Source organism: Streptomyces sp. NPDC091412 (assembly GCF_044756885.1).
GTDB lineage: Bacteria > Actinomycetota > Actinomycetes > Streptomycetales > Streptomycetaceae > Streptomyces.
Genome location: NZ_JBIVTV010000005.1, coordinates 486,999 through 500,964, shown reverse-complemented (window position 1 = coordinate 500,964; position 13,966 = coordinate 486,999). Strand labels below are relative to the sequence as shown.

The following is a 13,966-nucleotide window of genomic DNA, read 5'->3' as shown; positions in this document are numbered from 1 at the left end:
TCATCGGGCCCCGTCGACGAAGAAGTGGGCGTAGGGAACGGTCCAGACGACGTCGTGGCCGATGCGGTGGCCGCTGTAGCCGTCCTCGCCGTACGCCGTGCCGTGGTCGGAGCAGACGACGGCGAAGCACGGACGGCGGCCGGCGACGGTGGCCAGGAGCCGTCCCATGTGCCGGTCCACGTACTCCAGCGCCGCGGCGTGAGTGGCCCGTGTGTCGCCCGCCTCGCGGGTGGCCCCGTTGAGATGGAACCAGTTGGGCTGGTGCAGCGCCGACACGTTCAGGAACAGGAACAGGCGCTGGCCCTGGGGGAGCCCGGCGACGACCTGCTCCGCGCGGGTCACCTGGGCCTCGAAGGACGTGGGGGAGGCCACCCCGAACTCGGGCTCCCAGTGGCTCTCCTGGAACATCCCGGGCAGGACGGAGCCCAGGGGTCCCTGCTTGTTGAAGAAGCCCACGCCGCCGATGCACACGGTGCGGTAGCCCACGGCGGCCAGACCCGAGACCAGGTCGGGGGTGTCGTAGACGAAGGTGCCGTTCGCGGTGGTCTCACTGCCCGCGAAACGGGCGGCGAAGAGCCGCGGATGCGGGCCCGGTGCGGCCGGTGTCGGCAGGAAGCCCGCGAACATCGCCTGGTGGGAGGCGTAGGTGAAACTGCCGGGGGCGTGCCGACGCTCCCAGGTGCCGCCGGGCAGGTGCCGGGCCAGGTTCGGGATGCGCCCGGCCGCCGCCAGCTCCTGCGCCACGTCGTAGCGGAGAGTGTCGAGCGTGACGAACAGGATGTCGTGGCTTCCCACGATGTCGTTCATGTCAAGCGGTGGTGCCATGGTGGTGCTCCTTGCGATCTGCTCGCCGTACGGCGGCCGGGGCGGCGGTCCGTGTGGCGATCTGCACGGTGGCTGGTGCGGCGGCTGCTGCTGCTGCTGCGGCGTCCGGTGCGGGGGTTGGTGCCGGGGTCCATGTGGCGTCCTGCACGGTGGCTGGTGCGGCGTCCGGTGTCGGGGTCCGTGCGGTGTTCTGCAGGGCGGCCGGCGCTGCGGTCCGTGCGGTGTCGTGCAGGGTGGCTGGTGTGGTGGTCGGTGCGGCGGCCTGCACGAACGTTGGTGCTGCGGCGACCTGTGCGGCGTACGTGTCGAGGCCCTCGGCACCGCTTCCCGGCAGGCCGGTGAGGCGGGGCAGCAGGTCCCCGAAGGCGTTCACCTCGCCGACCGTGAAGCGGCGCCACCCCGTCGCCGGCAGGATGTCCACGCCGACGCACAGGGTGCCCGGGAAGCACGCGGCCGCCTGTTCGGCCACGTCCAGCACGTCGGTGAAGCCGCCTCCCGCCGCCCGGATCGCCGCGCGTGCCGCGTCCAGATCGCCGCGGGCGCCACCGAGGTGCAGATTCGTCATGGGGTGCCGACTGGTCCGCACCACGGCATGTGTGGCGCGTCCTGCCACCACGACCACCCGCAGGTCTGCGGCCCGGCCGCCCTGCGAGGCCTTCGGCAGCCACCGCTCGACGTGGATCCCGTCCGGGACCAGGGCGTCGACGAGGGCGGCGACCTCGGTCTCCGAGGTGTAGTGGCGCACCCGGAGGGAGTTGTGGAGGCGGCCGTCGACAGTGGTCTCCACGGAGGTCGTCGCCTTGACCCGGCCCGGTCCCGCCACCGTCAGTGCCACGACACCGGAGGCCGACGACCCGTGCGCGGGCTTCACGAACGCCCGTGAGATACGAGCTCCCTTCAGCTGTTCCCGGAGCCCGTCCCGCCCGGACCAGCCGCCGACCGGACCCGTCAGGGCCGGCGGGACCGGGATGCCGGCGGCGGCGAGCCGGGCGTGGCAGCGCCGCTTGTCGAACATGACCGCGACGTCCTCCGGGTCGGCGGTCGTCGCCGCGCCCGCACGCCGCGCCGCGGCGGTCACCTCCCGGACCGCGGCGGTGAAACGGCGGTGCCACAGAGCCGTTCCCTCGACCCGGGTGGGGTCGTCGGTGTCCCTCAGCAAACGGTCGACCTCGGCGTTCTCGCCGGGGGAGTCGATCCGTACCAACTCGCCCGGCGTGAAGGCGTACTGTCCGCGCAGTACGTCCCGCCAGGCGAGTACCCGGGGCGCCGGGTGACCGGCCGCGTGAACCGCGTCGGCGAACATCGTCGTCCGCCGGTTCTCGGGATTTCCGACGACGGCGAACCGAAGGCCGGAGTCGGTCGCCGCGCTACTCGGAGACCGCGACATACCGCCACTCCTGGTCCCTCCAGCTGTCCGGAGTCCGGTGATCCGACAGGTCCACCTCGGTCCCGGTGGAGTCGAAGGCGGCACGGATCCGGTCGGCCATGGACTCGCTCAGGAAGTGGTGGTGCAGGTCCAGCCGTTTGAGATGGTGCAGAGGCTGGCCGAGGAGCAGTGCTTCGGCACCGGTGTCGGTGAGCGTGCCCATGGACAGGCTCAGCGACTCCAGTTGCGCCACGACCGGTGCCGGGGCGAGGGCCGTCGCGATCTCGTCCTGCACCTCGCTGTTCTGCACACCGAGATGGCGCAGCGCCGGGAAGCGCCCCTGGACGAGGAGCGGCGCGAGGTCGGCCACCGTCGTGTCGCCGCCGTAGTGGGACACACCGAGCCACAGTTCCAGACGCTCCAGCGCGGGCAGTTCGCAGGCGCCGACCGAGCGCACCACCTGGCCGGGCAGACCGCCCGACTCGAAGCGCAGCACGCGCAGCGCGTCGTGCCGCACCGGGCGCAGCGTCAGGGGCTCCTCGCCGACCCCCTGCGAGTCGCCGCCGCGGACACCCAACTCCTCAAGCAGCGGGAAGCGTTCCAGGACGGGGGTGACATCGGTGAGCTGAAGCCAGGAGATCTCGCACTCCTCGCCGGTGACATCGGCGAGGAACAGGGCGCGCAGCGCGTGAAACCGCTCCGCGTCGGCCACGATCAGCTCCAGCGCCGGACGCAGATCGGTGTACTCGTCGTCCCACCAGGGCCCGATGACGAGAGCCCGCACCTGCGCGCTCGGCACCCGGTCCGTGAAGCTCCGCCACAGCTCCGAGAACGGAACCTCCCCGGCCGCGTAGCAGTCCAGCCGCCAGGCCACGTCGCCCGCGGCCGGAAGCGTCTCCTCGCCGGGCTCCGGCAGCTCCGGCAGGGTGAAGACCGGCAGCCCGTGGAAGGTCTCGAAGTGATCGACGATGGTCATGACGGCCTCATTCCGCGACCGCGGTGAAACGGTGGACGACGCCGTCGTCCTCCCACACCTCGCCGCGCTCCGACAGATCGGTCTCGACGCCGTACGGCTCCAGCGCCGTACGGATCCGCTCGACCACCGGCTCGCTGAGGAAGTTGTGGTGGAGGTCGAGCCGGGTCAGGTGGGTGAGCGGCTGACCGCCGAGCAGCGCCGTCGCGCCCTCGTCGGTGAGCACGCCGAGCGACAGGTCGAGCGACGTGAGCTGGGCGACGACGGGGGCCCCGGCGACGGCGGCGGCGACCTCGTCCTGGATCTCGCTGTTGCGCAGGCCGAGATGGCGCAGCGCCGGGAAGCGTCCCCCGGCCAGGATCGGGGCGAGGTCGGCGACCCCTGCGTCACCGCCGTATTCCTCCACGCCGAGCCACATGTCGAGGTGCTCCAGCGCGGGAAGCTCGCTGGCGGCGACACCGCGCACGACCTCGCCGGGCAGGCCGCCGGCCTCGAAGCGGAGCCTGCGCAGGTGCTCGTGCCGGACCGCCGGGAAGCGCAGCCCGGACCCGCCGCGGATCCCGAACTCCTCCAGCAGCGGATACGCGTCGAGGACCGGAGTGACATCGGACTGCTCGATCCAGGAGATCTCCGCCTCCTCCATCTCCAGGTCCCCGATGAACACGGCCCGGAGCGCGGTCAGCCGGTCCCGGGCGTCCACGAGACGCCGCACGATGCCGCTGGAGTCGTTGTCGTACGGCTCACCCCACTGACCCACGATGATGGCGCGCACCCCGGCGGGGTCGACGGCGTCGAGGAAGCGGTCCCACAGGTCACCGAAGTCCAGCGGGGAGTCCCCGTAGGGCTCGATGGCCAGCCACCAGGCCGCGGCGTCCGCCTCCGGAAGCTCCCGCTTCCCCGCGAACCGGGCGAAGTCGAAGGCCGGGAGGCCGTGCAGTTCCTTCAGATGCTCGACGTGGGACATGGCGCTGGCCTCCTGGTGCTCTCACGCATTGCGTTGCTCGCGAAAAGTTGTACCAAGCGGCTCTGACATCGACGTGACGGGCTGGGTGCGTCCGGGGTGCAGTGGATGGTCCGGGGTGTTGTCAGACCCCCCGCGTAGCGTCGTGGACATCGGTCGGTGAGGTGCCGACGGGGAAGGGAGACACGTATGTACCGGCAGGGGGATGTCCTGATCGTGCCCGTGGCGGAGGCGGCCGTGCCGCCGGGCACGGACCGGCTGCCGCACCAGCCGCGGGACGCGCGGGGGAGGCTCGTACTGGCTCTCGGCGAGGTCACGGGACACGCTCACGCGGTGATCGGACCCGGGACGCTGGTCCGTGAGGCGGGGCCGTTCGGAGCGTCCTACCTCCATCTCCCGGACGGCGGGCGGGTGGTGCACGAGGAACACGCGGCGATACCGCTCCCCAAGGGCTGGTACCGCGTGGTGCGGCAGCGTGAGTACGCGCCCGGCGCGGTGCGCGTCGTGGCGGACTGAGACAGCGGACTTCAAGACCGCCGGATGGCAACGGCGCACTGGGACAGCCGGACTGAGACAGCGAAGAGCGGAACGATGACGACCCCGATGAGAACCGCGCACGAGACCCCGCACGATGCCGTGCATGAGACCCCGCACGAGACCTCGGACGAGAGCCCGCGCGAGACCGTGCGGGCGGACACGACGGCGATGTGGCGCGAGGTGGCGGCGGCGACCGGCCCCGCCGACCGCCCGGCGGCCGAGGAGGGCGTGCGCCTGGCCTACCGGCTGGCGGGCCTGCCGGAGCCGCAGCACATCGTCTGGACGGGCTCGCCCAGCGAGGGCGTGGCCGTGGCCGCGCGGCTCACGGCGGAGGGCACGGCCGGCCGCAGTGTCCGCGACGCGGTGCGTACCCGGCCCTGGGCAGCCGCGCGCGAGCGTGTCCTCGACCGGCTCGGACCGGCCGGCTGGGCCGCGCACTGGGCCCTGACGGGCGCCCAACTGTGGGACGGCACCATCGCGTTGACCGAGCGCATACGCACCGGCGTCGTCGAGGCAACGACCGCTGCGGCGGGAGACGAGCAGGCCGTCCGGCTCGTCCTGCTCGACGCGGTCCTCGGTCAGCACGACGCGGCCTGGCTGGCGGCCTTCGACGGCCAGGACGGTGGGGAGGCGCTCGACGGGATCGCCGCGGTCGCCCGCGCCGCGGGCTGGTGGTGGCCGTACGAGAAGACCGCGGTCGTCTGCGAACGCCCCGTGGAGCTGCACCGGGACGAGGCAGGCCGGCTCGACCGCGGGGACGGACCGGCGCTCGCCTTCCCCGACGGGTTCGCGCTGCACGCCTGGCGCGGAATGCCGGTCCCCGCCGAATTCCTCGCCGGACTCGCCGAGCTGACCCCGCGACGCATACGCGAGGAGGAGAACGCCGAGCTGCGCCGCGTGATGCTGGAGCACTACGGCTACGAGCGCTACCTGGAGGATTCCGGCGCCGAACCGGTGCAGCGCGACCAGGCGGGTGTGCTGTGGCGCATCGAACTGGAGGGAGACGAGCCGCTGGTGATGGTCGAGGTGGTCAACTCCACCCCGGAGCCCGATGGAACCCACCGTACCTACTGGCTTCGGGTGCCGCCGAGCACCCGAACCGCCCGGCAGGGGGTCGCCTGGACCTTCGGCCTGGCGGAGGCCGACTACGTGCCGGAGAGGGAGACCTGAGCCCGGAGAGGTCGGCGTCGGCTCTGTCCAGGGCCCAACGACCCTCGCACCCAGGGACGTTGGGGCATTTGCCCCTAATGCCATACTGACCTGCGGTTTCAGCGGACGGATCGTCCCTTGTTCCCGTCGTGTCCCCCCCACCGTTCCTCACACGTCTCTTCAGGAGCCCACCCATGCTTCGACTCATCCGCCGGCACCCGGACAGCGCACCGGACCGCCCGGGGGTCCGGTGCGCTCCGGTCCCGGCCGTCGCCCCGGACGCGGCTGGACCGGACGCCACGCGGCTGACCGCCGTCGGGAGCGAGACGCGGAGGGGGCGCTGATCATGAGCGCGGAAGACGGGACGTACCACGCACTCCTCGCCCGGCACGACGCGATGCGACTGCGCCGGCAGATGCTCTCCTCCGGAGGCTTCCCGGGCGCGGACGGCGGCAGTGCCGGCGGCCTCCGCGGCCCGGCCGGGCAGTCGTACGACGGGTCCGCCGACCAGCAGACCATCATGCGCGATCTGGACCTGGTGGCCCCGTTCGAGGAGCTGATCGCCCACCTCTACCAGGCACTGTTCACCCGGCACCCCTCCCTGCGGTCGCTCTTCCCCGCCGAGATGGCGTTCCAGCAGGCCCACCTGGCAAGGGCGTTCTGGTTCCTGCTCGACCACCTGGACAGGCCCGACCAGATCACCGCGACGTTCACCCAGCTGGGCCGCGACCACCGCAAGCTCGGCGTGCGTCCGGCGCAGTACGCGGCGTTCGAAACCGCGCTGTGCGAGGCGCTGCGCATCCGTGCCGGCGAGCACTGGACCGCGGAACTCGAGCAGGCGTGGGTGCGGATGGTGCGCTTCGGGGTCACGGCCATGGTGCGGGGCGCGGAGGCGGCGTTGCACGAGCCGCCGTGCTGGCAGGGCACGGTGACGGCGCATCGGCTGTGCGGCCCGGACCTCGCGGTGCTCCGGGTACGGCCGCACGAGACCTTCCGGTACCGGGCCGGGCAGTACACCGCGCTGGAGTCCGCCCGGCTGCCGCACACCTGGCGCCCCTACTACCTGGCGGGCGAGCCCGGCCGGGACGGGGAGCTGGAGTTTCATGTCCGGTGCACCGGCCCCGGCGGCGTGAGTGAGGCCCTGGTGCGCCACACCACGGTCGGGGACCGGATACGGCTCGGTCCTCCCAAGGGAAACCTGGCACTCGGCGAGGAGCAGACGGGCGAACTCCGGCTGGTGGCCTGGGACACCGGCTGGGCCCCGATGAAGGCGCTGCTCCAGGAACTGGAAGGCCGCCTGTGCCCGGCGTCCGCACACCGGCCGGGCCGGGTACGGCTCTTCCTGGGCGCCGACACGCTGTCCGACCTGTACGACACGGAGTACCTGACCGAGGTCGAACGGAGCCGCCCGTGGCTGACCGTGGTTCCAGTGACGGGCGGGACCCCGGGGGAGGGCGTGTACGAGCGTCTGGCCCGCGCGGTGACCCGGAGCCGCCCCGCGGCGGGCGGCCACGCACTGCTCGCCGGGCCGCCATTGATGGTGCACACGGTGACGACCGCGCTCACCCGCGCCGGGCTGCCCGCCGAACACGTCCGCCACGACCCGCTGCCGACCGGCCCGCGTGACCTGCCCGGACCCGTCGGGGACTTCGGCTCGGCCGGAACCAGGATGTTCCAGGGGCAGTCGATCCCAGCCTGACCGACCGCCGCGACGGTCGCCGTCCCCCTCCGGAGGTGACCGGCGGCTGATTCGGGCCCACGTACGCGAAAGCCCTGCCGTCCGCAAGGAACGGCAGGGCTTTCGCGTCACCCGCAGGGCTGGCAGCATCAGGCTGCTGCGACATGTGAGCCCCAGAGGAGTTGACCCCGCCCGGTCGAAGAACGCTCGAGCCGCGACCAACCACAGGGAGCCGCGATGACCCTTCGAACCCGAGTCCTGCTCGTCCTCTCCGTACTGCTTCTCACCCTCACGCCGACCGCGCCGATCGCCTGGGCACACGCCGCCTCACCCACAGCCGCGGGAGCGGCCGAAACCACCGTTCCCGCCTCCGCGAAGCCGCGAGGCGCCGAGGTCGTCGCGGCCACCCAGGTCGCGGACCGTCAGATCGACCTGTCCGTACGCTCGGCGGCCCTGGGCGGCCGCACGGTCAAGGTCCGGCTCCTCACTCCCGACGGCTGGAACCCGAGCGACCGACGGCAGCACTGGCCGACGCTCTGGCTGCTGCACGGTTGCTGCGGGGACTACACCTCGTGGACCGCCCTCACGGACGTCGCACGGATCGACAGCCTGCGCGACGTGCTCGTGGTGATGCCGGAGGCCGGCTGGAACGGCTGGTACAGCGACTGGTGGAACCACGGCCAGGGCGGCGACCCCGCCTGGGAGACCTTCCACACCGTCGAGCTGCGGCAGCTCCTGGAACGCGACTGGGCCGCCGGCGGCAACCGCGTCGTGGCCGGCCTGTCGATGGGAGGCCAGGGCGCCCTGCTGTACGCCGCCCGGCACCCCGGAATGTTCAAGGCGACCGCGGCGTACTCCGGCTCGGCGCACCCGCTGCTGAACGAGGAGTCGGTGAACCGCATCATGGGCTTCTTCGCCGGCCAGGGCGACGACCCGCTGCGGGTCTGGGGCGACCCGGTCGCCCAGCGCGGCATCTGGGAGGCGCACGACCCGTTCCACCTGGCCCGGCGGCTCAAGTCGGTCCCCGTGTACCTGTCGTGCGGTGACGGCACCACCGGCCCCCTGGACTCCCCGGGCAGTACGAGCGCGCTCGAGGCCGACTTCAACCGCCAGAACCACGCCCTGGCAGCCGCACTCGAACGTGTCGGCGCCAAGCACGTCACCACCCACTTCTACGGACCGGGAACCCACGGCTGGGCCTACTGGCAGCGCGAACTGCACGCCTCCCTGCCGATGCTGCTGGGCGCCCTGCGCGTCGACGGCTGACACGGTCGCTCGCTCGGGCTGCTTGCCGGTGCTCGGCAAGCAGCCTGACGTGGTTCTGCCGTGCCGCGCCATGGAAGACCGGCGCCCGACTGGCCAGACTGTCGGCATGGTCTCCGTCAGACACCTGGTGGTCGTCGAGCCGGTTCCGTACCGGTGGCTCGTCGACGCCTTGGCCGTGATCCGCACCCTGGCGGAGGAGAGCCAGGCGGATGAACAAGGGCTCGTACTGCCCGATGGAAAGGTGATCCCGGACATCCGACTGACCCAAGGGCGGCACCTGCGACCCGGCTCGGTCTACCTCACGGAGGCCGAGGTCGAGCTTGAGGTCGAGCTTGAGGTCGAGGACGGGGACGACGCCGGGGACGGAATCGCGAAAGCGGATGCCAACGCGGACGCGGACGGGTCCGGGATCAGCGAGGATGCCGAGGCGAGCGAAACCGTACAGATCACCGTCAGGGAGTGGGATCACCGCCGCGCGGTCCGCCTCGAACTCGCCCTGGTCTCCGACGAAATGAACGTCGAACTGGACGCGGCACTGAAGAGCCCCGACCGCCCGAGCCTGGTCGAGATCAGCGGCCGGGCAGGAGGCGGCGCGGCAGCGGGCACGCTGTTCGGCATGGCGGGCCGCGTCCGGGTACGGCTGGACGACTGGTGGCCCGCCGCAGACACCGACCGCACCCCACCTTCGGCCCCCGCGTCGGCCCGGCTCGACCACCCCTGGATCCGGGCGGACGTGCGAGCGGTTCCCCGGCCGTCCCGGGACGACGGCAGATGGGACATACACGTCACCGTCTCCCTTCGTGGCCGTCGACTCCTTCGACCGGTCGCCGCGGTCGTACTCGCCGTCGCCGCCCGCCGGATCCGCCGATCCGTCGTGCGGACCCTGGACAACCTGGCCGCACAGTGGAACGACCGCGTGCCGCACCTGGTGGCGATGAACCCGGACCAACTGAGAGAAACCCTCTTGAGCAAGCCGTCGGGCGAAAGCGGCCGGTACGACGCGGCCGAGACCGGCACGCCGGGCACGCCGCCGGACCGGCCGGATCCTGGTGGGCCCAGGACTCGGCCGGCGCCATGAGCCCTCGCTCTCATGCGTTCGTGAGCAGGGACTCCAAGGCCTTCGCCGTGGCTGGATGACGGCTCGTCAGCGCGGCGCCCGAAGCCGAAGTGTCCGACGCCGCCCAAATGCCGTCGCAGCCCAGCAGGTCCGCCACCGCGTCGCACGTCGCCGGATGCGCGGTCAGCAACCGGATACCCGACGGGGGCGGGACGTCGGCCGGCGTCCACCCCTGCGTGCAGCCCAGCAGCTCCGCCACCGCGTCGCAGGTCGCCGGATGCGCCGGGAGCAGCGCGGCGCCCTGGCGGTCGTGCCCGCTGGACCGCGTCCGTCGGGTGGCGGGCGGGGCCGGGGGCGTCCGCCACGGTGGGATCCAGGCGTCCAAGGCCGCAAGCCGCCCCGGGAAGATCCGCCCGGCCTCGCGGATCAGCAGCGGGGCCAGCTCCGCGGCGCCGGACCGCATGGTGGTGATGAGCAGCGGCAGCCATGGCAGCAGCACCGCGTCGGGCAGTCGCCCGAACGCGTTCGACACCGCTTCCACGACCACGTCCGCCAACCCCGGCACCGGCTCCAGCGCGTGGACGAAGCCGCTGAGGTAACGGGGATAGGCGGGCACCACCAGCGGATTGTCCAGCAGCGCGTCGCACCGTCCCCGCAACTCCGCCCGGGACAGCGTGCCGAGCTGCACCTGCGCCGCCCACAGCAGGGCCGTCTTCGACGGCTCCTCGGGATGCGACTGGGCGACCGCCAGCTCCAACTGGGCCCGGTCGCAGCCCAGCGACAGTGCGAGGCTCTCCATGCTGAACAGGAAGCCGAGCATCGCCGCGACCTGCCCGACCGTCGCGTCCTCGTCCCGGAACGCCACCGGCAGCAGCGTGCAGTAGTGGGCGTAGCCGGTCTTGACGAACGACTCGATCCACTGCGGCAGCACCGGTTCGCTGGTGCGGTAGTACGCCAGCAGCCCACGCACCCGGCGCAGCACTTCCGGCGCGCCGTCGACGCTGCGCTCGGTGGCGAGCACCTTCAGCGCGTGCGTGCCGAGTTCATCGGCGAGGCGGCGGCTGCGCAGGTACAGGGTCGCGTCCTCGACCGCGGCCAGTACGGTCGCGGTCGTCGCCTGCGGGCCGTACGCGTCACGCCGCAGCCGCTGTTCCAGGACCTGCTCGATGCTGACGCCCTCGTAACCGAGCTCGATGAGGGCCCGTTGGTGGGTGCCGAGCGCCAGGTCCCAGGACTCCTGGATCGAACGCTCACCGAGCCGCCGCTCGCCCATGATCGGCCGGGCGGCGCCGTGCGGCATCAGGCGCCGCAGCATCCACAGGACGTCGGAGCAGGCCTGGAGTTCGGACCGGGAGGCCATGTCCAGCAACGCCCGTTGCACGCCGCGCTGCTGGAGCTTCAGTCCGAGCGGCGTCAGCCGGTCGTGCACATCGCGGGCGAGCGGCGGCAGCGCCTCGTAGCCGACCTGGCCGATCCGGTCGCCGCCCATCATGATCTCGACGAGGCGCCGCACGTCCCGCCGCCCCGGCACGGCGTCCTTCTCGATGCAGGTGACCGCCGCGTCCTGGAAGTCGTACGGCGTGGGCTTGGCCCGGTCCCGCATCCCGGCGAGCAGGACCGACGTCTCGAACACCGCGATGGCGTCGGCGGTGGAGGCGAGATAGCCGTTGCGCCGGGCGGCGCGCACGATGTCCACCGACCAGCCGAGCAGTTCGGTTTCGTCCAGGCCGTCGAGCACGGGCGGCCTGCGAAGGAAGCCGGACAGCCGGTCCGCGGCGGCGGACTCCGGTGCTGGGACGGTGACTTGCCCTCCCTGGGTCTTCGCCGCCGAGGCCTTCTTCGCAGGGGCCTTCGTCGCCGGGGACTTCTTCGTGCCCGCCTGGCCCGCCAGCCGGTACGGCTGCACCCGCGTGCGCTTCAGGCTCTTCGCCCACTCCGTCGAGGCGATCGACACCGAGCCGGCCGCGAGACCGAACTGCGCCTCGATCGCCGCGTGGCTGGACGGGATCAGCCCGTACTGCCAGGTGGTGGCGGTGCGCGGGGAGATCGTGAACGTCTCGGCGGCGCCGTGCACGCCGAACTCCTCGACGCGGCTGACCGCGTGGAACGCCCCGCACACGTAAAGGCAGTCCGCCGGATCGGTCCCGGTGGCCGTCATGTGCTCGCGCATCCGGGTCCACATGTACCGTTCGCGGTCCTCGTCCACGCGGACCCGGGCGCCGTCGCCCGGAGCGAGGCGCCGGAACAGGCTGCCGACGAGGAGCATCACCTGGCGGTAGGTGTCGTGGTCGGCGGCACTGTCGCCGAGCGGCACCTCGACGTACTGGTGCCACCACTCCGACCAGTGCCGCACCCTGCCGTGCCGCAACAGGTGCTCCTCCAGCTCGGCGAAGCGCGGCCGGAGGTCACCGAGTTCGACGCCGACGGCCTCGCCGTGCAGGGCGGCCTCGGCCTCGGCCGGGGGGTCGGTGTCCTCCGCCGCGGCCTCCCGCGCCTGCTCGCCGCCGGTGTCCCACTGGAAGACGTGGTCCGCGGACCGGTCCACGAGCACCAGCTCCACACCCGGCGTGTCCAGGGCGTACGCGATGGCCTGGTACTCGGCGGACGCCTCGGTGATCGGCGCGACGACCGACAGCGGAGCCCAGTCGCGGGGGAAGCCGTCGACGTCGCCGGCGAACGCCTGCACCGCCACCGGCAACCGGCAGTTGCGCAGCTCGGTCAGCAGCGGTGCCATGTCCTCGCACAGCTCCAGGTAGACCACCTTGGGCTGCTTTTCGCGCAGCCGCCGGGCCATGGCGGTCGCCGAGGCGGGCGAGTGATGGCAGACGGGGAAGATCTCCAGTGGCTCGCGCACCGCCCGGTCGACGTCGTCGACCATGCCGAGGAGGATGCCCTCCAGAGCGTCGGGGCCACCCGCGAACGTGGCGGCGGCCTCCTGCAGTTGCCCGCGCAGCGCGGCGAACGTGCCGCTCTCCTGGGGCCCGCTCATGACAGCGTGGCGATCGCGTCGCGGCCGCCCTCCAGGAACTCGGGCCAGGAGCCGCCCTCCTCCTTGCTGCGCGGCTCGACGACACCGTGCAGGTACTTGTTGAGGATGGCCAGGTCCTCGGGCTCGCGGCGGGTGAGGGAGCCGACGAGCGAGGAAGCGAGAGTGCGGGCGGTCAGGGCGCGTTCGCCGAAGAAGTTGCTGTGCAGGACGGCGTCCTCCAGCACGCCGATCTGCTCGGCGGTCGACAGCGCCGACTCCAGCTTCTCGTCGTCGCTGCCGGCCGCGGCTGCGGACGCGCGCAGGTCGGCGAAGCTCTGCAGGAGCACGTCGAGCAGGGTCGGCGGGACATCGAGGTCGATCGAGTGCCGGCGCAGCAGTTCCTCGGTGCGGAAGCGGACGATCTCCGCCTCGCTCTTCTTGTTCGTCACGACGGGGATGCGGACGAAGTTGAAGCGGCGCTTGAGCGCGGAGGACAGGTCGTTGACGCCCCGGTCGCGGCTGTTGGCCGTGGCGATGATCGAGAAACCGGGCTTGGCGAAGACGATGTTGTCGCTGCCGCCGCTCTCCAGTTCGGGAACGGAGATGTACTTCTCGGAGAGGATCGAGATCAACGCGTCCTGGACATCGCTCGTGGATCGGGTCAGCTCCTCGAACCGGCCGATGGCACCGGCTTCCATCGCGGTCATGATCGGGGAGGGGATCATCGACTCCCGCGACTGGCCCTTGGCGATGACCATGGACACGTTCCACGAGTACTTGATGTGGTCCTCGGTGGTGCCCGCCGTGCCCTGCACCACCAGCGTGGAGTTGCGGCTGATCGCGGCGGACAGCAGCTCCGCCAGCCAGCTCTTGCCGGTGCCGGGGTCGCCGATGAGCAGCAGACCGCGGTCGGAGGCGAGGGTGACGATGGAACGCTCGACGAAGCTGCGGTCGCCGAACCACTTCTGCGAGATCTCCCGGTCCAGGCCGTCGGAGCGCTCGGAGCCCAGGACGAACAGGCGGACCATCTTCGGGGACAGACGCCATGAGAACGGCTTGGGACCGTCGTCGATCGACTCCAGCCAGTCGAGTTCCTCGGCGTACTTGATCTCGGCGGGGGCGCGCAGCAGGTCGGACATGAGGGGAGGGCCTTTCCGTGGGGTGATCACAACGACGCGGACGTACG

Annotated in this window: 10 protein-coding genes and 1 pseudogene; 5 read left to right on the top strand and 6 right to left on the bottom strand. The window is 72.0% G+C overall.

Annotation, left to right across the window (positions count from 1 at the left end):
- The 4 genes and pseudogenes from ACIQMV_RS16860 to ACIQMV_RS16845 form a co-directional block, all read right to left on the bottom strand.
- Positions 1-807, bottom strand: coding sequence for an STM4013/SEN3800 family hydrolase (locus ACIQMV_RS16860; protein WP_402593543.1), 807 nt, complete (start codon positions 805-807; stop codon positions 1-3).
- A gap of 298 nt (positions 808-1,105) precedes the next feature.
- Positions 1,106-2,212, bottom strand: a pseudogene (locus ACIQMV_RS16855) (STM4014 family protein); the annotation flags it as partial.
- Entirely contained in the window at positions 2,193-3,167 is a 975-nt protein-coding gene (locus ACIQMV_RS16850) for an STM4015 family protein (protein ID WP_402593432.1), read from the bottom strand. The pseudogene ACIQMV_RS16855 and the gene ACIQMV_RS16850, both read right to left, overlap by 20 nt.
- A 7-nt stretch (positions 3,168-3,174) precedes the next feature.
- Positions 3,175-4,128 (bottom strand): STM4015 family protein, encoded by a 954-nt coding sequence (locus ACIQMV_RS16845; protein ID WP_402593430.1) that lies wholly within the window; start codon positions 4,126-4,128, stop codon positions 3,175-3,177.
- Positions 4,129-4,314: 186 nt separating this feature from the next.
- On the opposite strand from ACIQMV_RS16845, the gene ACIQMV_RS16840 reads away from it, so the two are divergent.
- The 5 genes from ACIQMV_RS16840 to ACIQMV_RS16820 all read left to right on the top strand — a co-directional run bounded on the left by ACIQMV_RS16840 (position 4,315) and on the right by ACIQMV_RS16820 (position 9,833).
- Positions 4,315-4,641: a hypothetical protein gene (locus tag ACIQMV_RS16840; RefSeq protein ID WP_141356511.1), complete on the top strand. Its 327-nt coding sequence runs from the start codon at positions 4,315-4,317 to the stop codon at positions 4,639-4,641.
- 189 nt (positions 4,642-4,830) lie between these two features.
- Complete coding sequence (locus ACIQMV_RS16835; RefSeq protein ID WP_402593542.1) at positions 4,831-5,832, top strand: DUF6745 domain-containing protein; 1,002 nt, start codon at positions 4,831-4,833, stop codon at positions 5,830-5,832.
- Positions 5,833-6,157: 325 nt separating this feature from the next.
- The gene (locus tag ACIQMV_RS16830) at positions 6,158-7,510 is read left to right on the top strand and encodes a globin domain-containing protein (RefSeq protein WP_402593429.1); all 1,353 of its coding nucleotides are present in this window, start codon (positions 6,158-6,160) and stop codon (positions 7,508-7,510) included.
- Between the two features lie 216 nt (positions 7,511-7,726).
- On the top strand, positions 7,727-8,755 hold the full coding sequence (locus ACIQMV_RS16825) for an alpha/beta hydrolase (protein ID WP_402593427.1): 1,029 nt from the start codon (positions 7,727-7,729) through the stop codon (positions 8,753-8,755).
- A gap of 106 nt (positions 8,756-8,861) precedes the next feature.
- Entirely contained in the window at positions 8,862-9,833 is a 972-nt protein-coding gene (locus ACIQMV_RS16820) for a hypothetical protein (protein WP_402593425.1), read from the top strand.
- A 10-nt stretch (positions 9,834-9,843) separates the two neighbouring features.
- On the opposite strand, the gene ACIQMV_RS16815 is transcribed toward ACIQMV_RS16820, so the two are convergent.
- Both ACIQMV_RS16815 and ACIQMV_RS16810 read right to left on the bottom strand, forming a co-directional pair.
- Positions 9,844-12,801: a hypothetical protein gene (locus ACIQMV_RS16815; protein ID WP_402593424.1), complete on the bottom strand. Its 2,958-nt coding sequence runs from the start codon at positions 12,799-12,801 to the stop codon at positions 9,844-9,846.
- Positions 12,798-13,919 carry an AAA family ATPase gene (locus tag ACIQMV_RS16810; RefSeq protein ID WP_402593423.1) on the bottom strand — a complete coding sequence of 374 codons (1,122 nt, stop codon included), beginning with the start codon at positions 13,917-13,919 and terminating at the stop codon, positions 12,798-12,800. Before ACIQMV_RS16810 ends, ACIQMV_RS16815 begins: the two co-directional genes overlap by 4 nt.
- Positions 13,920-13,966 lie beyond the last annotated feature (47 nt).